Source organism: Bradyrhizobium sp. GW821-FHT12B03 (assembly GCF_058807535.1).
Genome location: NZ_JBXAQU010000001.1, coordinates 640,000 through 659,106, shown reverse-complemented (window position 1 = coordinate 659,106; position 19,107 = coordinate 640,000). Strand labels below are relative to the sequence as shown.

19 protein-coding genes are annotated in these 19,107 nt (G+C 64.7%); 4 read left to right on the top strand and 15 right to left on the bottom strand.

From position 1 onward, the window contains the following. Positions 1-16: 16 nt before the first annotated feature. The 3 genes from AC1RUR_RS03205 to AC1RUR_RS03195 form a co-directional block, all read right to left on the bottom strand. On the bottom strand, positions 17-1,327 hold the full coding sequence (locus tag AC1RUR_RS03205) for an ABC transporter substrate-binding protein (protein ID WP_492841225.1): 1,311 nt from the start codon (positions 1,325-1,327) through the stop codon (positions 17-19). 94 nt (positions 1,328-1,421) lie between these two features. Further along, the gene (locus AC1RUR_RS03200) at positions 1,422-2,126 is read right to left on the bottom strand and encodes an NUDIX hydrolase (protein ID WP_492841223.1); all 705 of its coding nucleotides are present in this window, start codon (positions 2,124-2,126) and stop codon (positions 1,422-1,424) included. 30 nt (positions 2,127-2,156) lie between these two features. Beyond that, positions 2,157-3,182 carry an ABC transporter substrate-binding protein gene (locus AC1RUR_RS03195; protein ID WP_492841221.1) on the bottom strand — a complete coding sequence of 342 codons (1,026 nt, stop codon included), beginning with the start codon at positions 3,180-3,182 and terminating at the stop codon, positions 2,157-2,159. Positions 3,183-3,321: 139 nt separating this feature from the next. On the opposite strand from AC1RUR_RS03195, the gene AC1RUR_RS03190 reads away from it, so the two are divergent. Further along, the gene (locus tag AC1RUR_RS03190; protein ID WP_492841219.1) at positions 3,322-3,771 is read left to right on the top strand and encodes a cupin domain-containing protein; all 450 of its coding nucleotides are present in this window, start codon (positions 3,322-3,324) and stop codon (positions 3,769-3,771) included. Positions 3,772-3,844: 73 nt separating this feature from the next. Here AC1RUR_RS03190 and AC1RUR_RS03185 read toward each other — a convergent pair whose 3' ends face one another. The 6 genes from AC1RUR_RS03185 to AC1RUR_RS03160 form a co-directional block, all read right to left on the bottom strand. After that, positions 3,845-4,618 (bottom strand): anti-sigma factor family protein, encoded by a 774-nt coding sequence (locus tag AC1RUR_RS03185; RefSeq protein ID WP_492841217.1) that lies wholly within the window; start codon positions 4,616-4,618, stop codon positions 3,845-3,847. Further along, positions 4,615-5,133, bottom strand: a complete 519-nt coding sequence (locus AC1RUR_RS03180) for a sigma-70 family RNA polymerase sigma factor (RefSeq protein WP_492841215.1) — start codon at positions 5,131-5,133, stop codon at positions 4,615-4,617. Before AC1RUR_RS03180 ends, AC1RUR_RS03185 begins: the two co-directional genes overlap by 4 nt. Before the next feature lie 40 nt (positions 5,134-5,173). Then, positions 5,174-6,643, bottom strand: coding sequence for a YncE family protein (locus tag AC1RUR_RS03175; protein ID WP_492841213.1), 1,470 nt, complete (start codon positions 6,641-6,643; stop codon positions 5,174-5,176). A gap of 9 nt (positions 6,644-6,652) precedes the next feature. Beyond that, positions 6,653-7,186 carry a DUF305 domain-containing protein gene (locus AC1RUR_RS03170; RefSeq protein WP_492841211.1) on the bottom strand — a complete coding sequence of 178 codons (534 nt, stop codon included), beginning with the start codon at positions 7,184-7,186 and terminating at the stop codon, positions 6,653-6,655. Positions 7,187-7,288: 102 nt separating this feature from the next. Then, positions 7,289-8,077, bottom strand: coding sequence for an ABC transporter permease (locus tag AC1RUR_RS03165; RefSeq protein WP_492841209.1), 789 nt, complete (start codon positions 8,075-8,077; stop codon positions 7,289-7,291). After that, a complete protein-coding gene (locus AC1RUR_RS03160; RefSeq protein WP_182869394.1) occupies positions 8,077-8,895 on the bottom strand; it encodes an ABC transporter ATP-binding protein in 819 nt (272 codons plus the stop codon). The genes AC1RUR_RS03165 and AC1RUR_RS03160 overlap by 1 nt, the downstream gene beginning before the upstream one ends. Before the next feature lie 215 nt (positions 8,896-9,110). Between AC1RUR_RS03160 and AC1RUR_RS03155 the strand changes: the two genes are divergently transcribed. Together AC1RUR_RS03155 and AC1RUR_RS03150 are read left to right on the top strand one after the other, a co-directional pair. Further along, positions 9,111-9,893 carry an ATP-binding cassette domain-containing protein gene (locus AC1RUR_RS03155; RefSeq protein ID WP_492841206.1) on the top strand — a complete coding sequence of 261 codons (783 nt, stop codon included), beginning with the start codon at positions 9,111-9,113 and terminating at the stop codon, positions 9,891-9,893. Then, entirely contained in the window at positions 9,890-11,449 is a 1,560-nt protein-coding gene (locus tag AC1RUR_RS03150; protein WP_492841204.1) for a glycine betaine ABC transporter substrate-binding protein, read from the top strand. The genes AC1RUR_RS03155 and AC1RUR_RS03150 overlap by 4 nt, the downstream gene beginning before the upstream one ends. A gap of 89 nt (positions 11,450-11,538) precedes the next feature. Here the strand turns inward: AC1RUR_RS03150 and AC1RUR_RS03145 are convergent, their stop codons facing one another. The 6 genes from AC1RUR_RS03145 to AC1RUR_RS03120 all read right to left on the bottom strand — a co-directional run bounded on the left by AC1RUR_RS03145 (position 11,539) and on the right by AC1RUR_RS03120 (position 18,377). Continuing rightward, positions 11,539-12,501: an ABC transporter permease gene (locus AC1RUR_RS03145; protein ID WP_492841202.1), complete on the bottom strand. Its 963-nt coding sequence runs from the start codon at positions 12,499-12,501 to the stop codon at positions 11,539-11,541. Beyond that, a complete protein-coding gene (locus tag AC1RUR_RS03140; RefSeq protein WP_492841200.1) occupies positions 12,491-13,477 on the bottom strand; it encodes an ABC transporter ATP-binding protein in 987 nt (328 codons plus the stop codon). Before AC1RUR_RS03140 ends, AC1RUR_RS03145 begins: the two co-directional genes overlap by 11 nt. Continuing rightward, a complete protein-coding gene (locus AC1RUR_RS03135) occupies positions 13,474-14,640 on the bottom strand; it encodes a COG1470 family protein (RefSeq protein WP_492841199.1) in 1,167 nt (388 codons plus the stop codon). Before AC1RUR_RS03135 ends, AC1RUR_RS03140 begins: the two co-directional genes overlap by 4 nt. Positions 14,641-14,860: 220 nt before the next feature. Further along, a complete protein-coding gene (locus AC1RUR_RS03130) occupies positions 14,861-15,361 on the bottom strand; it encodes an aspartyl/asparaginyl beta-hydroxylase domain-containing protein (protein ID WP_492841197.1) in 501 nt (166 codons plus the stop codon). 448 nt (positions 15,362-15,809) lie between these two features. Next, positions 15,810-17,522, bottom strand: coding sequence for a sulfatase-like hydrolase/transferase (locus tag AC1RUR_RS03125; RefSeq protein ID WP_492841195.1), 1,713 nt, complete (start codon positions 17,520-17,522; stop codon positions 15,810-15,812). Between the two features lie 201 nt (positions 17,523-17,723). Beyond that, positions 17,724-18,377, bottom strand: a complete 654-nt coding sequence (locus tag AC1RUR_RS03120) for a TetR/AcrR family transcriptional regulator (protein WP_492841193.1) — start codon at positions 18,375-18,377, stop codon at positions 17,724-17,726. A gap of 106 nt (positions 18,378-18,483) precedes the next feature. On the opposite strand from AC1RUR_RS03120, the gene AC1RUR_RS03115 reads away from it, so the two are divergent. After that, the gene (locus tag AC1RUR_RS03115) at positions 18,484-19,104 is read left to right on the top strand and encodes a hypothetical protein (protein WP_492841191.1); all 621 of its coding nucleotides are present in this window, start codon (positions 18,484-18,486) and stop codon (positions 19,102-19,104) included. Positions 19,105-19,107: the final 3 nt, after the last annotated feature.

Below are 19,107 nucleotides of genomic sequence, written 5' to 3'. Positions count from 1 at the left end.
GCTCCGAGTATTTGCGCTACTGGTTGCTGTAGGTGGTGCCCTTCGGCAGCGGCAGCACCGCCTCGCGCTGCGCCTGGCTCTTGGGCCACACCACATGGGACTTGTCGTCGAGATACTGGATCACCACGGGGAACGAACGCTCGTTCTGCCCGGCCATCGGCGTACCCTCGCCGTAGAACTTGACGCCGAAGCCGAGCATGGTGCCGCCCTCGGGGAGGTCGGTGTCGAGCGCCGCCTTGCGCAGCGCGTCGGGATCGACCCCGCCATATTTCTTGATCGCGCGCGGCAGCACGTCGCTCATGAACACATAAGTGTTGGACGCACCGATGCCGATATGGGCGGAGCGGATGGCGACGCCGGGCCTGATCTTGTCGAATTCCTCGCCGACCATCTTGATCACGGCCGGGAGCTTGGGGTCCATGGTCTTCTGGTTGGCAAGCCAGATCGAGATCGGGTCGGCGTTGAAGATATAGGTGGCGTCCGCGCCCATGCCCTCCTTCAGCTTCTCATAGACGCCGTAGCCGGCGCCATGCCCCATCAATGCACCGAACTTCAGGCCCTGCTCGCGGGCCTGGCGCAGCAGCAGCGTGATATCGGGGTTGTAGCCGGTGTGGAAAATGACGTCGGGCTTGGCGCGCTTCAGCTTGGTCACCAGCGCGGAAAGATCCGGCGCGGTCGCCGAATAGCCTTCCTTCATCACGACGTTGAAGCCGGCCTTCTTGGCACCGGCCTCATTGCCCTTGGAGACGTCGACGCCATAGGCGCCGTCCTCGTGGATGATGGCGACGCGCAGGTCCTTTGGCTCCTTGTCGAACTTCGCCTTGGCGTTCTGGGCGATGAAATCCATCGTCATCATGCCGAACTGGTCGCCGCTCGCCTGCGGGCGGAAGACGTATCTGTAGCCCTTCTCGTTGAACACGGCCGACGAGATACAGGTCGTCATCCACATGAACTTCTTGAGCTGCTCGACGCGGGCGGCGACCGGCACGCATTGTGCCGAGGAGAAGAAGCCGAGCACCATGTCGACCTTCTCCTGCTCGAGCAGGCGGACGGATTCGTTGATGGCGATGTCGGGCTTGCTCTGGGCATCGGCGTAGACCGCCTCGATCTTGTAGCCCTCGACGCCGGTCTTGGCGAAATGGTCGAGGATGATCTTTGCGCCGACATAGTTGAGCTCGGACCCGCCGCCTGCGAGCGGTCCGGTCAGGTCGAACACCACGCCGATCTTGATCTTCTTGTCCTGGGCCTGGGCGGAGACCGCCAAGCCCGTCGCCGATATCGCGACCAATAGCCCACGTACCAAATGGGCAGCCATGCGCAGGCGCATCTAAACCTCCCTGGACGATTGTGCATTGCATTCTTCTTGCTTTTGCTTTTTGCCCATCACATGGGCTGCGCGCAGCGATGTCAAGTCTCGCGCGTCAGCGCGAGGCGAACTGCTGCGCGATGAAGGCCGTGACAAATCGCGGCATGCTCGGCGTGAGATCATCCATCCCGCGCACGAGATGAATGGCCGACAGCTCAGGCTCCGCCTCGCGCGCCAGATTGGCTTCGATTCGGGCGCGGATCGCCTCGCCCGGCATATCCAGGTTGAGAACCTGTATCATCGCGATCGAGGGGCCGTTGACCACGCAGTGCCAGTCCGCTTCCGCCGCGTAGTCGGCCGTGGTCAAGCCGGTCTCCTCCGCGATCTCGCGAACGACGCTGCCGGGAATGTCGAGCACCCCGTCCCTGACGTCCTCGGGGTCGGGCGTGCCCGAGGGGAAATAGATGCGCCCACCATTGGAGGTGTGCTGCGCCATCTCGCCCATCACGAAGGCGCCGTCGGAGGTGCGCAGCGCGCCCATGCCAAAGCCGTTGAAGACGGCAGGATCGGGAAAGCCCCAGTCGCGCCAGGCGAGGAAGCTGGCGAAATCGGTCTCGAAATAGGTCGCGGCGAGATGGCCGTCCGAGAACACGGGATCGCGCCCGAGCAGAACGCGCCCGTTCCAGATCTTCGGCCGCTCGCGCTGCTTCTCGGCGAAATGCGCCGCGATCTCGGCGCGTCGCTCCTCGGCGAACGGCCAGACGCCTTGGCGCACGGCAAGATCAAGCGACGTGACGCGATGAATGACCGGGGATGTCATGACGGGTCGGTTACCACGCCTTCGCGTCTGTTATTTGGCGCTCCCCGTGGTCTTCTTGGCCTGCTCGACATATTTGTTGGTAAAGGTCTTGCCGACGTCGATCTTGGCGTTGGCGACCTCCGGCGAGCCGACGCTGAACACGGCGAGCACGGCGTCCGCGCCCTTCGGGTCCATCTTGCCGGTCTCGGAAAACATCGGGATCGTGTTCTTCAGCGCGGCGAGATAGAGGTCCTTGTTCTTGCCGACCGTCTCTTCCGGCATCTTCGCCATGATTTCCTCGGGCGAGTGCGAGTGAATCCAGGCCAGCGTGGCGAGGATCGCATTGGTGAGCGCCTGCGTCTCCTTCTCGTGGCCGTTGACCCAGGCCGCGGTCGAATACAGCGCGCCGCCCGGATATTCGCCACCGAACGTCTCGAGCGTGTCCTTCTGGGTGCGGGTGTCGCTGAGGATGCGCAGATCCTTGTGGCTGCCCTGGAGCACCGTGACGGAGGGATCGAGCATCACGGCCGCATCGATCTGGCCCTGCTCCATCGCGGCAACCGCGGTGGCGCCGAGGCCGACGCCGATCACGGCGGTGCCGGCGGGATCGAGCCCGTTCTTCTTGAGCATGTATTTGAGGAAGAAGTCGGTGGAGGAGCCGGGTGCGCTGACGCCGACCTTCTTGCCGGCGAGATCCTTGACCGACTTGATTTCGTTCGTGTGCGCGGGCGAAACCACCAGCACGAGGCCGGGATAGCGGTCATAGACCACGAAGGCCTGAAGCTCCTGCTTCTTTGCGGCGAGGTTGACGCAATGGTCGAAATAGCCGGAGACCACGTCGGCGCTGCCGCCGAGCACGGCCTTGAGTGCGTCCGAGCCGCCCTTGAGGTCGACCAGCTCGACGTTGAGGCCGGCCTTCTCGTATTCGCCGAGCTGCTTGGCCAGCACCGTGGGCAGATAGCACAGGCAGGCCCCGCCGCCGACCGCGATGGTCACCTTGCTTTGCGCCGCGGCAAGCGAGGTGGTGAGCGTCAGCGCGAGCAGCGCGCCGGCGAGCCTGGCAATCGTGTTCTTCATTGGGTTCCTCCGTTCGGCTGGCGGCACCATAGAGCAGCGGGGCCGGCTTGAGAAGCACTGCCTAAATGCGACTCGCCACCGGCCTTTCGGCGCAATAGCATGCCCAGACAAGAACAATTCCTGATGGGGAGAATCATCCATGAATCGCCTTGCTGCCGGACTGTCGATCGCCGTCGCCTTTGCCGCCGGATGCGGCGCCAACCAGTTGCTTCGACCGGCGCTGGCCGCCGAGAACATCACCGCGCAGCTCGTCCACACCGGCGAGATGGAAGGCGACGCGCTCGGGCCCGCCAACAATGTCGGCTACCGCTCAAAAATGTTCGCAAGCGCGGACGGCGCCACCATCTCGATCCAGGTCGGCAACGTCCCCAAGCACATGCATCCCAACACCAACGAGATCCAGTATATCCTGGACGGCACCGGAACGATCTGGCTCGGCGACAAGGAGGTCACGGTCAAGCCGGGCGACCTCGTCATCATCCCCAAGGGCACGCCGCATGGCGGCACCAAGCCGATCAGCGGCCAGGTCAAGGCCATCGCGATCAAGACGCCGCCGCAGGCGCCGGATGATACCAAGCTGCTGGATTGAGATCACCTCAACCGGCGCGGGGCGAATGTTCGGGCTCGCGCCGCTGCGCGGACCCGCTTGGTAAATTCCGGCGCTAGATCGGGCGCGCCTGCTTCCGGATTTCGTTCGCGATCGGCTTGAGGGTCTCCCCCGGGAGCTGGCCAACGAGCGTGTAACCCATGCCGCCATCCGCCCACACGAAGCCCGCGACATCGCCGGTCGATTGCGGCATCATAGGCGTGTCCAGATTGCGGTTGCTCATCGGACGCGTCAGCACAACGAGACGGTCGCCACGATCGTCATCGTACATGAACATCGCGGCCGGGCCATGGGACGTCGCAACCAAGCGCCCCCCCATCAACCTATAGCCCGAGACAGAGAGGTCCGGCACCTTCACCGGCTGCTTCAGCCGGGTCGAGACCCATCGCGTGAGCTCCGCGCTCTCGGAGGCGCGAATCTCGACCGGACGCACGCGGTCCGGTGCGTAGACGCCATAAGAATAGGCTGCCTCCTGTGCCAGCGCAGACAGTCCGTTAGAGCCCTCCTGCAACACGCTGCGCATGGTCCACCCGCCGAGACCGCCGACACCGAGGAGCAACATCGCAGCGATCGCTCCCCACGTTCGCAGGGGACGCCGTTTTCGGCTCTCGATGATGCGCGACAAGTTTAATTCTGCCGGCAACGGCTCGTCGGCGATCGGCGCAAGCGCGCCGCGCAGCTGCTCGCGCTGGGTAGCGAAGGCCGCAACGCGCGCGGCAACATCCGGATGATCGTCCAGATAGGATGTGACCTCCGCGCGACGCTCGGGCTCGAGCGCCTGGTCCACATAGGCGTGGAGATCATCCTCGGTGATCGGCCGCTGGTTCATTTCACGCTCCGCAAAGCCACGACATTTCCCGCCGCAACGCCATCCATCTCCTGCTGCAGCCTCTCCCGCGCACGCGACAGGCGCGACATCACGGTCCCGATCGGGATGTTCAGCACCACTGCCGCATCCGCGTAGGAGAGATCCTCGACTGCGACCAGCAACAACACGGCCCGCTGCTCCTCCGGGAGTTTTGCAAGCTTGCCCAGGACGTCCTGATAGATCAGCCTGTGCTCTTGCTCCGCCGCGCTGACAAGTTCCCGCTCGCCTGCATCGTCGATCGGCATATGCCTGCCCCGCGCTGTCGCCTGGCGAAACTGAGTGACAGCCAGGTTGTGAAGGATGGTGAACAGCCAGGCGCGCACGCTGCCATCGCGCCGCTGGTGCCAGCGGCCGACGGCGCGTTCCAGGCAATCCTGAACCAGATCGTCGGCCGCGGCGCGTTCGCGCATGAGCGCGCGCGCATAGCGGCGGAGCGCGGGGATCAGCAGCTCGACTTGAACCAGCATGTCCTTCATGACGCGCTCCGCCATCTCTCCATTGGCGTTCGAACCGGAATCATTGAGTCTCGATCTGGACCGCCTCGCCCGGCATCGCCGCGTCGCCGGACGCTATCACCAAATAGCGCTTTGCGGCCGCGGCAGACTGGTCGACGATCTGCCGGATCGGACCGGCCGCGTTGACGATAGCGGATCCGGCCGGATTGGTCATGAAGGCTGCCAGCGGCTGCAATGGGCCGCCCCCGTCACTACGCTCCGCAAGCGCCAACACATATTTCTGCTTGGGCTGAAGTCCCGTCACCGAAGCCTGCAGGATCTGGATCAGGCCCTGATCGAACAGCGAGACGGTGGTCGGCGCCTTACCGTGCTTTGTGCCGTCTTTCGACGCGAGCGCCAGATGAGCGACCTGGCCAGCCACGCCGAGTGCCTGCAGGTTCTGGCGGTCATCCGGGTCAGGCGCAGCATTCGGAACATAGGCGATCGCTTGCGGCGCCTGGCCGATCGGAATGTTCCCAACCACTTTGTTGGTCGCGGTGTCGATAGCCGCGAGCGCGTCGGCGTTCTCCAGCCCCACATAGATGCGGGTGCCGTCGCCGGACGGCCACACGCCGTGCGGCAGATTGCCGACCGGGATCGTGGCGACTTGCGAGAAGTCGTCGGTGCGGAACACCTTCAATTCGTTCAAGCCGCCGACGGTGACATAGGCGAACGTGCCCTTGGCGGTGTGCGCGAAGTTGACGTGATTGGTGATGGGCCCGGTGTCGATCGTCTTGATTGCGTTGAACGGTGGCCTGGCGTTGAACACTTGTGTACGGCCGACGTCCTTCAGCGTGAACCACACCTGGTCTCCATCGGGCGTCGCCGCGATGTTCGGACAGAACGGGCTTTCTTGCTTCACCGTGGCGATGATCTTGTGCTCGGCGACCGAGACGACATCGGTCTCGGGATTGAAGGACGAGCAAATGTAGCCGTATTTGCCGTCAGGTGAGAATATCTGCATCCCCGGCCCGTTCGGCGTCGTGACGCGGGTCTTCTCCTTGAAGCTCGTTGGGTCGATGACGGAGATGTAATTCTCGCCGCGGACGGTAACCCAGACCTCCTTGCCGTCGGGTGTAAAGAACGCCTCGTGTGGCGACCGCCCGACATAGGTCACGTGCTTGACCGCGTTGGTCGCGGTGTCGATGAAGCTCACTGAGTTCGAGCCGATCGACACCACGGCCAGCGTCTTGTGATCGGGCGAGAAACCCATGCCGTGCACGAGCACCTGGCCCTTGTAGAGCGGGCTGAAATTGCCGGGTTGCGGGTCACCAAGCCGGATTACGCCAAGCAGTTTGTTGTCGACGGGGTCGGTGACCGAAACCGTGTTCGAGAACTGCTCAGCCGCGTAGACCCGATCGTGATGACTGATCGGAATGTCGGTGGAGGACAGCGCGCCCGGCGCCTGCCCTGCCCATGCGACGGAGCCGGTGGCGAGCATGGTGGCCGCCAGGAAAATGGTCTTCATCATATGGCTTCGAGACCTGGTCATCTGCCGCTCCTACTTCTTCATTCCAGTGGACATGTCCATCTGCATCACAGGATGATGATGAACGGTTGCGATGGGAACGGATTGCGGCTGGGTCGGAGCAGGCGTGGTGTCGGTCGCCGGCTCGCCGATGGCGAGCTTCATGGCAGCGATCTCCTGCATCTGGTCGACGATGATTTCCTGAGCGATGCGCCGAAGCTGCTCGTTCTTACCGTACCGCAACTCGATCACGGCCATGTCGATGGCGCCCTGATGATGCGGGCTCATCATCGCGACAAAGTCGCGATCGATGTCGCCGGTCGGTTTGACCGCCATGTCGTTCATCATCCTGGTCATGGCGGCATCGTTCTCTTGCAGAAAGGCGCTCTCTTCCGTGCTCGGCACAGCAGGTGGGTTCGGATGGGACTCGTGCGCGAAGACGATTGGAGGGAGCGCGAAAGCGACGAGAATGCGCGCGGCAAGGAACGCTGTGCCGAGCCCAGGCCTCGGCCATCGGCATCTGCCTGCGAGCGCCGCTACCGCGGGGCGAAACTGTGAGGGGGGCATCCTGAACTCCCATGCAGGTGGTTGCATGGGGGTTTGACGCGTGGGCGCGCGTTCTATTCCGGCTGGTCGATCACATAAATGTCAGCTGTCGGGGGCGGCGGCCTAGCCGCGCCCGTCCGACGCGGTTGGCCGCCAGACCAGCAGACGCCGCTCCACCAGCGTGACCCCGTAGTCGATCAGGATGACGAAGGCCGACAGCACGAACATGCCGGCGAACACGCCGGCAACGTCGAACATGCCCTCCGCCTGCTGGATCAGGTAGCCGAGACCGGCCGCCGATCCAAGATACTCGCCGACGACGGCGCCGACCACGGCAAAGCCGACGGAGGTGTGCAACGAGGAGAACATCCACGACAGCGCCGACGGCCAATAGACGTGCTGCATCAATTGCCGCTCGCTCATGCCGAGCATGCGGCCGTTGTCGAGCACGGTGCGGCTGACCTCCTTGACGCCCTGATAGACGTTGAAGAACACGATGAAGAACACCAGCGTCACGCCGAGCGCGACCTTGGACCAGATGCCGAGCCCGAGCCACAGCGCGAAGATCGGCGCCAGCACGACGCGCGGCAGTGCGTTGACCATTTTCACGTAGGGGTCGAACACCGCGGCGACCAGCGGCTGGCGCGCGAACCAGAAGCCGACCAGGACGCCACCGAGCGATCCGATCACGAAGGCCAGGATCGATTCCGCGAGCGTAATGCCGAGATGCTTCCAGATCACGCCGGAGGAAAACCACTTCACGATCTGGCTGAACACGTCGAACGGGTTGGAGAAGAAGAACGGCGGCAGCAGGATCTTGCCGAACACGGGGACGGTCGACAGCACCTGCCACAGCACAATGCAGACGACTGCGACCAGGACCTGCAGCGCAAGCAGCGTCGGGCGCGACATCAGACCGCCTCCGCCGCTTGGGTGGATTGCGCGTAGCCCTTCATGACCTCGTCCTTGAGCACGCTCCAGATCTCGCGGTGGAGCGCATGGAACTCCTTGTCCAGCCGCACCTCGAAGATGTCGCGCGGACGCGGGAGGCTGACGCGCCAGTCGCCGATGATGCGCGAGGACGGCCCCGCCGACATGATCACAACGCGGTCGGCGAGCGCGATCGCCTCTTCCAGGTCATGGGTCACGAACAGCACGGCCTTGCGGTCGGCGTTCCAGAGATCGAGCAGCAGATTACCCATCACCTGGCGGGTCTGCGCATCGAGCGGTCCGAACGGCTCGTCCATCAGCAGGATTTTTGGGTCGCGGATCAGGACCTGCGCCAGCGCCACGCGCTTGCGCTGGCCGCCGGAGAGCATGTGCGGATAGCGCCCCGCGAAGGCGCCAAGGCCCACCGATGTCAGCCATTTCTGCGCCCGCGGCAGCGCCTCCGCGCGCGGGGTGCCCTTGATCTCGAGCCCGATTGCGACGTTGTCGAGCGCGGTCTTCCAGGGGAACAGCGCATCGGCCTGGAACAGGTAGCCGGCATCCCGATTCAGCCCCGCGAGCGGCCGGTCGAAGATCTTGACGCTCCCGGCCGCCGGCTTCAGCAGGCCGGCCGCGACATTGAGCAGCGTCGATTTCCCGCAGCCGGTCGGGCCAACGATGGCGACGAACTCGCCTTGGGCGACCGAAAGATGCGCCTTCTCCACCGCCGTATAGACCCGTCCGTCCCCCAGCCGGAACGCGACCTTGGCATCTTCCAGCGCCACTGCCGTGGGCGTCGTCATGTGTTCCCTCCGAATTTGGTCCGATGCCTTAGCCGCTCGCGCGGCCAAGTTCAATCAACCCGCCAAGCGTGCTACGCATAGGGTCTTGCCGGGGTGCGTGACGGTCCCTCCACGTCCAACACCGCCCGTGTTGAGAGATCACCCCACCCCGCCCGCGCTTCGCGCGAGCGACCCTCCCCCTCCAGGGGAAGGTAAGGAAGAGTGAGCCGCGTCGGATGCCTTCTAAACCTGCCATCAGCTACACCCACATCACCAAGAGCTTCGGCTCTCTCAAGGCCGTGGATGATGTGTCGCTCGACATCGCCGAGGGCGAGTTTGTGGCCATCGTCGGCGGCTCGGGATCGGGCAAGACGACACTGCTCCGGCTCGCCAACCGGCTGATCGAGGCGGATCACGGCACCATCACGGTCGAGGGCGAGGACGTGCAAAACGTCGATCCGGTCGCGCTGCGGCGCCGGATCGGCTATGTCTTCCAGAGCGGCGGGCTGTTCCCGCATCTGAGCGTCGCCGACAATATCGGGATCACGCCGAGATTGCTGGGGGCACCGGCGACGGATATCGCAGCACGCGTCGACGAATTGCTGGAGCTCGTGCAGCTCGACCGCGCCGCCCACCGCGACCGGTTGCCGGAGGCGCTCTCCGGCGGCCAGCGCCAGCGCGTCGGCGTGGCACGGGCGCTCGCGGCAAAACCGCGCATCGTGCTGATGGACGAGCCGTTCGGCGCGCTCGATCCCCTCACCCGCGACGCGCTCGGCGACGACTATCGTTCACTGCATCGCAAGCTCGGCCTGACCACCGTCATGATCACGCATGACATGACGGAAGCGATCCTGCTTGCCGACCGCATCGCGGTGATGCGCGCAGGCAAGCTGCTCGCGCAGGGCACGCCCGCGGCGCTCTCCACGAGCGGCGAGGCCTATGTGCTGGAGCTGTTGCGCACGCCGCGGCGCCAGGTCGAACGGCTGAACGCGCTGCTGCCGCAAAGCGGTGCGGCATGAGCCTCTTCACTGATCCGCGCTGGGGCGAGGCGCTGTCGCATCTGCCCGACTATCTCGGCAACCACGTGCGCGTGAGCCTTGCCGCGCTCGCATTGGGACTGATCGTCAGCCTGCCGCTGGCGATCCTGACGCGCAACCGTCCGGCGCCGCGCGGCATCCTGCTCGCGCTCGCCAGCATCGTGCAGACGGTGCCGGGACTGGCGCTGCTGGCGCTGTTCTATCCGTTGTTGCTGGCGGCGGCGTCCCTGACGCTCGCCTGGTTCGGCGTTTCTTTCTCGGCGTTCGGCTTCCTGCCGGCGATGCTGGCGCTGGCGCTGTATTCGATGCTGCCGGTGCTGCGCAACGGCATCACCGGGCTGAACGGCATCGATCCGGCGCTGATCGAAGCCGCTGAGGGCGTCGGCATGACCACACGGCAATCGCTGGTCATGGTCGAGTTGCCGCTGGCGCTGCCGGTGATGATGGCCGGCATCCGCACCGCCGCAGTGTGGGTGATCGGTACCGCGACGCTCTCGACCCCGATCGGGCAGACCAGCCTCGGCAACTACATTTTTGCGGGGCTGCAGACCCAGAATTGGGTGTTCGTGCTGTTCGGCTGTTTTGCGTCCGCCCTGCTCGCGCTCGCCGTCGATCAGCTGCTCGGCCTGATCGAGGGCGGGCTGCGCCGCCGCAGCCGCCTGCGCACCGGACTCGGCGCAGTCGGGATCGCGGCTCTGGTCGCGGCAACGCTGGTGCCGACGATGGGCGGTTCGTCGCAGGGTTACATCGTCGGCGCCAAGACCTTTGCGGAGCAATATGTGCTGTCGGCCCTGCTCAGGGATCGTCTCCAGGTGGCGGGCCTGTCGGCCACGGCGCGGTCGGGCCTCGGCTCGAGCGTGATCTTCGAGGCGCTGAAGGCCGGCGACATCGATCTCTACATCGACTATTCCGGCACGCTCTGGGCCAACCAGCTGCATCGCACCGACATCAAGCCGCGCGCCGAGCTGGTGGCGGAGCTGAAGACGGAGCTCGCGAAGCAGAACATCACCCTGCTCGGCGAACTCGGCTTCGAGAACGCCTATGCGCTGGTGATCCCGAAAAAGCGCGCCGAGGCGCTTGGCATCCGCACCATCGCCGATCTTGCCGCACACGCCTCGACGCTGTCGATTGCCGGCGACTACGAGTTCTTCTCGCGCCCCGAATGGGCGGCGCTGCAAAAGGCCTACGGCCTTCAATTCCGCGCCCAGCGCCAGATGCAGCCGGACTTCATGTATGCAGCGGTCGCCAGCGGCGAGGTCGACGTCATCGCCGGCTACACCAGTGACGGGCTGATCGCGAAATACGATCTCACAGCGCTCGACGATCCCAGGCACGCGATCCCGCCCTACGATGCCATCCTGCTGCTCGCGCCGAAGCGCGCCGGCGACGAGCGATTGCAGGCGGCGCTCAAGCCGCTGCTGGGGAAGATCGACATCGGCACCATGCGAGAAGCAAACTTGCGCGCGGCCGGCAACGATGCGAATTCGTCGCCGGAGGTGGTGGCAAGGTGGTTGTGGGAAAAGATCGGGCGACGGTAGGGCATAGGTTGAGGGAGTAGCCGCGATGGGGGACTTCGGCTACCCCTCTCGCGCGTCTCTGGAGGGACAGAGGGCAAAGCGCAATCAGTTCAGGCCCTCACTTCCTGCCGCTGGAACAGCACGTAGCCGAAGGCAAACAGCACGATGGTGCCCGCAATCAGGCCGACAGTCTGCGGCCATGCAATCATGATGCTCTCGCCGAAGGGCAGCGGCGCACCCATCACGGCGCCCCGCAGCTGATCGAGGAAGACCGGTCCGAGCGTCCGAGTCGTCGGCGACAGCACGGCGAGCATCGCTTCCCCGAACAGATCGTTTGGCGACAACCGCAACAGCTCCTGCGTCCAGACCGCGGTGGCCGGATCGTTCAAGCCGAGCAGCGCATAGCGCGGATCGGACGGCGCAATCGCTTGCGCAAGGGCCGGCGTCAGCATCGGCCAGAGTACGGTCAGGAATAGCCATATGCCCAGCGAGATCAGCGCCGCGGTGGCCGGCGAACGGAACACGATCGACAGCAGCATCGCAAGCGACAACCAGACACCGGCATAGAAGATCGCCACAATCATGAACACAAATGATCTCGCGATCTCCTCGCCGCCGGGGGGCACGCCGAGGAAGATCAGGCCAAGGCCGATGACGAGCAGCCACAACGCCGCGAGGCTGATGCCGATGGTGGCGAGGGCCGCGAGAAACTTCCCCATCAGCAGCGCATCGCGGTAGATCGGCTGTGCCAGGATGCGCGACAGCGTCCGCCTGTTGTGCTCGTTGTTGACGGCATCGAAGCCAAGCCCGATCGCCATCAGCGGAATGAGAAAGCCGAGGATCGCGACAAAGGATGGCAACGGCGCCTGGTCGATCGTGAACAGCCGCAGCAGGAGAAACGGATCTTCGGCAGTGTTCTGCCTGAGGCTGCTGATCGCCTCATAAAGCGCGGCGAGCGCCGTAAAGACGATGAGGAGCTCCAGCATCAGCATCCGGATGCTGGAGACATGGTCCGCCAGCTCCTTGACGAACACGGTCGACAGTCCCTGGAACGGTGATCCCTCACGCCGCATGACGAACGTCTCCCGTTGGCTGCGCATGGAAATAGTGCGCATAGATCGCTTCGAGGCTCGGCTCGTCGACCGACAGTCTTCGCAGCGCCCCGTCGACCGCGACGACGGCACGGGCTGCATCCGGCCGCACGTCGCGCTCGGCAGTCATGCGGAAACGATCGGCGGCCAGGGTCTCCACCTCGGTGACGCCCGGGATCATCGCTAGCCGCCGGGCGATGCCGGGCCCCTCGGCCTCGACCTCTACGACGAAGGCTGCGCCTAGCACCTTGACCGCAAGCTCCGGCACCGTACCCATCAGCACGATCTGGCCGGCGCGGAACAGCGCGACGCGGTCGCAGACGCGCTGCACCTGGTCGAGCATGTGGGATGACAGCAGCACGGTGACACCCTCGGCTTTCAGCTCCCCGATCAGTCCGAGGAACTCCTGCGTCGCCTGCGGATCGAGCCCGGACGTCGGCTCGTCCAGGATCGCGATCTCGGCACGCTTCATGATGATCTCGGCAAGACCCAGCCGCTGCCGCATCCCACGCGAGAAGGTCGCGACACGTTTGGCGGCAACCTCAGCGAGACCGACGCGCGCGAGCGCAGCCTCAATCCGGCGCGCGCGCTCGGCGCGCGCAAGACCCATCAGCTTGGCGGTGTAGGCTAGGTTTTCCGTGGCCGTAAGCTGATCGTAGAAGCCGACGGCGTCCGGCAGATAGCCGACGCGCCGCTTCACCTTCAGCGGCTCGCGCGCGGGATTGAAGCCGAGCACGCTGACCTCACCCGACGATATCTCGGTTAGGCCGAGCATCATCAGGATGGTCGTTGTCTTGCCGGCGCCGTTCGGGCCGAGCAGGCCGAACACCTCGGCCCGGGTGATGCCGAAGTCGATGGCATCGACGACGGCTGAGTTTCCATAGCGCCTGGTCAGGCCGCTCGCACTGATGACGAGATCGCGCGACACGCTCTTGCTCTCGATCTGTTGTTCGCTCATCGCCGTCCGAACCTCGCAACCGCACCCAGCATCAACAACAGCGCGACGCCGATGACGCCGGCACCCGCCATGCCCCACACCGTCGATGTGGCGACCGTGATGCGGAACTGGCTGGACGCACTTTCTCCGCGCGAAGTCGCCCGGATATTGGTCTGGTAATCGCCGGCCAGCGACTTGTCGCTCGGCGTGAGCAACGCCTGCACCTCGCTGTCCTTGCCAGGCACGAGGCGGTCGATCGTCGCCGGCTCGAATGTCACCTTCCACCCACTCGGTGCCGTTCCGGCCAGCGCTATATTCTCGGCCGGCGCCGTGCCGGTGTTGGTCACGACGATCGGGATCGAGCTTTGCTTGCCCGCAACCGCGCGCGCGCTCAAGAGGCCGTCGCGCCCGGAAATCTGGAGCTGCGGCTCGCCGACCACGTCGAGTGCGAGCTCGGTCGATGCCGACGCGTCAGCCGCCTTCACCGTCACCTTCACCGGGAAATGGCCAGCATCGACTGTCGTGGGCGGGCGCACCTTCAGCTTGATGTCCTTGGACTGACCGGCATCGATCGGGATCGAGGACAGCTCCTGCGTGCCATAAGCCTCGGTGAACGAGGTTTCGAAGTTCGCCGGCGCTTCGGCCGCGAAGCTCGCGACGAAATTCCGACCGGAGTCGTTCTTGATCGAGAGCGTATAGTCGAAGTTGGATTTCGGACTGCCGCGCAACGACGGCAGGCTCGATTTCACGCTGAGCTTCGCGGGCAGCTCCTTGGCGAGCGACACCGCTATCGGAAGCTCGACGCTGCTGCCTTGCCCCTCGGCCTTGACCGTGACCGTATGCGCGTTGAGATCGTTGCCGGCGGGCACGTCGAGTCTGAGCTGAAGCGCGACGCTGCCGTCAGGCGCGGGCATCGCCGCGCCGACCGGCTGGCCGTCGCCGAGCAGCGTGGCCGTCCAGCCGCTCGGCACGCCTGCCACCGAAAGCTGGTAACGCTCCGGCGCGAGACCATAGTCCTGCAAGCGCAAGGCAATATTGGCGGTGGTGCCGGGTCGCACCGTGACCGCCGGATAGTCGGTCATGAGATAAAGGCCCTTGATGTCGTGCACGGCTTCGGCCGCGCGGGCGGCTGGGCTCAGCAGCATGAGGGCAAATGCAAGACGCGCAGCATCAAGCGCTCGCATGGACAATACTCCTGCAAGGTGGATGGATCAGGGACGGGCATCGTGCCGCCGGAAAGATGATAGTCGCGGCTTACCGGATGATGGAAGGAATCGTGACAAAGTTTTGGAGACGAAGCGGCCTGCCAGTTACAAGTTGGTGATTTCGCCCCTCTTCGGCTCAAACTTTAGTTTGAAGACGGCATGCGCGCTCGCAAGATTACGGCTCTGTAATACGATGCTGTCACGCAAACGCCGTCGCCAGGAACGCGGCCAGCGGCGCGTCGATCAGGGCGTACTTCACCACGTAATAGATCCGTTTGTTCCAGGCTTTCATGCGCTTGCCGACGAGGCGTATCTGGTAGGCATAGGCGAAGATTCGGTTAATCCAGCCGACGCGTTCGCCATCGACGTTCTGCGTCGCGCTCTGGTTGATGATGTGACGCGCGACCCAGCGGTTGACCGCGCTCATCGCGTGCGCCGTCAGCGGCCGCTCGACGTCGCAAAACAGGATCAGGCGATCCTCGCTGGTGGTGTTTTCCGCATAATGCAGATAGGTCTCGTCGAACAGCAGACCCTCGCCATCGCGCCAGCTATAGGGCTGCCCGTCGATGAAGATGCGGCACTCGCCGGCGGAGGCCGGCACCTGGAGGCCGAGGTGATAGCGCAACGAGCCGGCATAGGGATCGCGGTGCTGCACGAGCCGGCCGCCCAGCGGCAGGAAGGCAGCGGCGCCTCGTACCATTTCAGATAGAAGCGCTTCCAGCCCGTGTGGAAGAAGGAGTTGAAGCCCCAGTCGTTGTACTTGTCGGCGGCCTTGATGCCGCCTTGCGCGAACACATGTTGCGCTTCCGCACGGATGGTCTGCCAATTGTCGCGCAGAATACGGAGCTCGGGGATCATGCCGACGTTCAGGATTGGCCGGTTTGGTACCACCGAGAACATGTACATCAGCACGTTGTACGGGGCGGTCAGCGTCGAATGGTCGGAGAGCTGACGCCAGAAGCCGAGCCGCACTTCCCCGCGAAAGTGCACGGCCAGGGTCGAGCCGATGAAGGCCCAAAGCACGAGAAATTGCGGCGACAGCAGGCGCAGGAACATCGCACAAATCAACAAAATACAAATCGACAAAATATTGAACGACGGAGGATCAGCAGGAATATGCAGGCACGTCCAAGGCATTGGCCGGGCCGCTACAGCCCCCGGATCATCCCCGCATTGATCAGCAGCCGGTTCAGCCGCCGCGCTTCGGCGCCGTCCTTGCAGCCGTAGAAGACGCCCTTGCAGCGGAGCATGATGTCCTTCTGCTCGGCGAAGGACGGGTCGAGCGGGATGCCGGCGGCTTCCTGGATCACCAGCGGCAGATAGGGGCCGTCGATCGTGTCCATCACGGCTTCGCTTTTCACCGGCTCGAAATTGACGGCGTCGATCGCGTAGTAGGTCGCATAGAGGCGCGGATCGTAGGCGTCGAGCTTCTTGCCGAGAGCGCCTTCGTCGAGCCCGGGCTCGAGGATCGCAGGCGCAAACTCGGGCTGATGATCGCCATAGCGCACGATCAGGAAGGGCTCCCCGGGAAAATTCTTTTTCAGGCCGGCAACGAAAGCCCTGTACTGCTCGGCGCTCATCGCCTGCCGTCTCAGATATTCGTCGATGGACGCCACATTGCCCGGCGCGCGCCAGTTCGGCATCAGATCGGGACGGAAGCGCGTCTCCCAGGGAAAATGATTGGCGCCGAGATAGATGAAGGTGAACAGCGGCTTGTTCGGCGTCCGCTCGCCCATCAGCCGGAGCGCCTTGTCGTAGAAGAAGCTGTCGGGCTCGACGTCCTTGGCGCCGAGATCCTTGGAGTCGAGGAAGCGCTCGATGCCGGTCGTCATCTGGAAACTGCGCGCACCCATGAAGCCGCCATAGGCGGGATAGAGCGACAGGGTATCGTAACCGCAACGGCGAAGCGCCAGCGGCAGGCCGCGCTCGACGCGGCCCGTCGCGATGCGCGTCACGAAATAGGCGAAGCGGCCGAACGAGCGCGAGGACAGGCCGGCAAGAACGTTGTACTCGGTGAACCAGCTCGGCCCGCCATTGCTCTCGGCCAGAAACGTACGCTGCTTGCCGTCCCAGGACTTGAAGTGACTGCCATAGCCCGTCGGCACCTTGATTCCTTGCGCGGCGCGGATGTCGAAGCTCGATTCATCATGAACCATGATGATGTTCGGCCGCCGGCCCGCGGGATGGCAGGCATCGACCAGCGGCATGTTGAGCCGCTCGTCGGTCGAGATGGCCGATTCCATGAAACCGTATTGCGCGAAGTCGGACACCGCGCTGACGCCGGATCGGAAGAACTTCGAGAGATAGCCGTCGTCGTAGTAACCGCGCCAGGCCTCGTCCGGATGATAGAGCGAATAGCCGACCAGCGCGGCGAGACAAGCGAGCTTGCAGGTCAGCGCCGGCAGGCGGCGGATGCGGAACGGATCGAGCCACCACAGCGCATACATCAGCGGCAGCGTGACGAGGCCAGTCAGGATCACCGACCAGCGCAGGTTCGGGAAGATCGTGAACAGGAACGCAACGGTGTCGCGGTCGATCATCATCAGGTCGATGAAGTTGACCGTCATCTGCACGACGTCGTGCTTGAGCCGCGACAGCAGCACCAGCACGACGACCATGGTCAGCGACAGCGCGCCCGACAGCGCCGGCCGCCGCAGCAGCGTAAGCCAGAAGAAGTTGAGGATGCCCCAGGCGAGCACGAAGGAGAGGCGCGAGCCGAAATCGGTCTCGGTCTCGTACATCAGCGCGAGCGCCGCCAGATGCGGCGCGGCAACCGCGAGCAGCCGCCAGATGCCGAGCGCGGCGACGCTCGCCAGCACGGCGGTCGTGGCAGAAGGACCTGGATTGGGCGCGGACGCCATCGACGACACGCTAAACTGAGGTCCGGCGCAGTGATGCCAAGCCGTCAGGCCGGTCGAAAACGGCCACGGCGCCCGGCGCAGCCGGAAGCCTGCACCGTGTCATAAAACTGTAACGGAACGGTCAAGGACAAGCAACGCGCGCAATGGCCCGACCTTCGCTTAATCTTAGCGGCGAGCGAATGTGCCGCACGGCGAGCAACGCTAGCGCTTGGCGATCCCGGCGATGAACAGGTCGATCACCCCCTCCGCCATCCGTTCGATCTCGCCCTCCTCGACGCCCCAGCGCGGGAAGTGGCCATCGAGGTTCATCCGGGCAAAACCGTAGACCAGGGCTCGGCCGGCGATCTGGATGCGCTTGAGGTCGGCAGGCCGCAGCAGGCCCTGCTCCGCCGCCTCGGCCAGTATTCGCTCCGTCAGAGCGATCAGCTCGGCATTGTCGCGGGTCAGTTCCGCGGAGCTGCCATGGGCGAAGTAGCGTCCCGTCGAGATGATCTCGAAATGCGCAGGATTGCGCATCGCCCAACGCAGGTAGGCGAGAGCGAAGGCGCGGAAGCGGCCGAGCGGATCGGTGGCCAGGGCCTCGCCCAGCGCCGCCTCGATCTCGGTCCGAAGGCGCCGCTGCGCTTCCTCAGCCACCGCCGCCATCAAGGCGTCACGGCTCGGAAAGTGCCGGAACGGTGCCGCCGGCGACACGGCAGCCCGGCGCGCGGCCTCCCGGACGGAGACTTCGGCGCCCTCCTCCGCCAGTTGCAGCGCAGCATTGATCAGCACACGGCGAAGGTCACCGTGGTGGTACGGCCGGGCTTCCGAAGGACGGCGGCGGGCGCGGGGCTTGGACGTCTGACGGATGGGCATGGCGCCTTCTAGCATCACCCGAACGTGAATGTAAGCAGCGATTACACCGTTGACGGAGACGGCGACAGTAAATGTAATCGATGATTACATAATGGAGGAGACAACCGTGTCGCAACGTCAAAGCTGGCTCGAAGGCTGGCGGCTGCTGGCCGCCCTCACTCTCAGCCTGATCGTCCTCAGCCTGTGGATCGCCTCGATGCGGCAATTCGAGGCCGAGGGCGTGCGGATGGTGATCCGCTTCACGGCGCGCAGCTCGCTGCTCCTGTTCTGCCTCGCCTTCGGCGCCGCAGCTCTCGCCCGGCTCTGGCCCAATGCGTGGACGCGCTGGCAGCGTCGCAACCGCCGCTATCTGGGCCTGAGCTTCGCCGCCTCCCACGCGATCCACGCGGTCGCGATCGTCGCATTCGCCAACATGGATCCAGCCGGCTTTGCGGAGGCCACCTCGGCCGCCTCCTACATCTTCGGCGGCATCGGCTATGGCGCCATCGTCATCATGAGTGCGACCTCGTTCGACCGCACCGCCGCCCTGATCGGGCCTCGCGCCTGGCGCGCACTGCACCTCACCGCCGGTTATTATCTCTGGTTCCAGTTCATGGTGTCGTTCGGCAAGCGCGTGCCGGCGATGCCGCTCTATGCTGCCTTCCTCGTCCCTCTGCTCGCCGTGATGGCGCTGCGGCTGATCGCGATGGCCGCACATCCGCGCGGGCGGGCGGCCGTGGCAGGCTGAAAC

Excerpts from the sequence above, each read along its gene's own strand:
- AC1RUR_RS03180 (WP_492841215.1), bottom strand. The coding sequence starts at position 5,133 with ATGAAGGACATGCTGGTTCAAGTCGAGCTGCTGATCCCCGCGCTCCGC.
- AC1RUR_RS03200 (WP_492841223.1), bottom strand. The coding sequence starts at position 2,126 with ATGACATCCCCGGTCATTCATCGCGTCACGTCGCTTGATCTTGCCGTG.
- AC1RUR_RS03120 (WP_492841193.1), bottom strand. The coding sequence starts at position 18,377 with ATGCCCATCCGTCAGACGTCCAAGCCCCGCGCCCGCCGCCGTCCTTCG.
- AC1RUR_RS03160 (WP_182869394.1), bottom strand. The coding sequence starts at position 8,895 with ATGACGACGCCCACGGCAGTGGCGCTGGAAGATGCCAAGGTCGCGTTC.
- AC1RUR_RS03125 (WP_492841195.1), bottom strand. The coding sequence starts at position 17,522 with ATGGCGTCCGCGCCCAATCCAGGTCCTTCTGCCACGACCGCCGTGCTG.
- AC1RUR_RS03155 (WP_492841206.1), top strand. The coding sequence starts at position 9,111 with ATGCCTTCTAAACCTGCCATCAGCTACACCCACATCACCAAGAGCTTC.
- AC1RUR_RS03190 (WP_492841219.1), top strand. The coding sequence starts at position 3,322 with ATGAATCGCCTTGCTGCCGGACTGTCGATCGCCGTCGCCTTTGCCGCC.
- AC1RUR_RS03175 (WP_492841213.1), bottom strand. The coding sequence starts at position 6,643 with ATGACCAGGTCTCGAAGCCATATGATGAAGACCATTTTCCTGGCGGCC.
- AC1RUR_RS03185 (WP_492841217.1), bottom strand. The coding sequence starts at position 4,618 with ATGAACCAGCGGCCGATCACCGAGGATGATCTCCACGCCTATGTGGAC.
- AC1RUR_RS03130 (WP_492841197.1), bottom strand. The coding sequence starts at position 15,361 with ATGGTACGAGGCGCCGCTGCCTTCCTGCCGCTGGGCGGCCGGCTCGTG.
- AC1RUR_RS03195 (WP_492841221.1), bottom strand. The coding sequence starts at position 3,182 with ATGAAGAACACGATTGCCAGGCTCGCCGGCGCGCTGCTCGCGCTGACG.
- AC1RUR_RS03170 (WP_492841211.1), bottom strand. The coding sequence starts at position 7,186 with ATGCCCCCCTCACAGTTTCGCCCCGCGGTAGCGGCGCTCGCAGGCAGA.
- AC1RUR_RS03165 (WP_492841209.1), bottom strand. The coding sequence starts at position 8,077 with ATGTCGCGCCCGACGCTGCTTGCGCTGCAGGTCCTGGTCGCAGTCGTC.
- AC1RUR_RS03140 (WP_492841200.1), bottom strand. The coding sequence starts at position 13,477 with ATGAGCGAACAACAGATCGAGAGCAAGAGCGTGTCGCGCGATCTCGTC.
- AC1RUR_RS03150 (WP_492841204.1), top strand. The coding sequence starts at position 9,890 with ATGAGCCTCTTCACTGATCCGCGCTGGGGCGAGGCGCTGTCGCATCTG.
- AC1RUR_RS03135 (WP_492841199.1), bottom strand. The coding sequence starts at position 14,640 with ATGCGAGCGCTTGATGCTGCGCGTCTTGCATTTGCCCTCATGCTGCTG.
- AC1RUR_RS03145 (WP_492841202.1), bottom strand. The coding sequence starts at position 12,501 with ATGCGGCGTGAGGGATCACCGTTCCAGGGACTGTCGACCGTGTTCGTC.
- AC1RUR_RS03205 (WP_492841225.1), bottom strand. The coding sequence starts at position 1,327 with ATGCGCCTGCGCATGGCTGCCCATTTGGTACGTGGGCTATTGGTCGCG.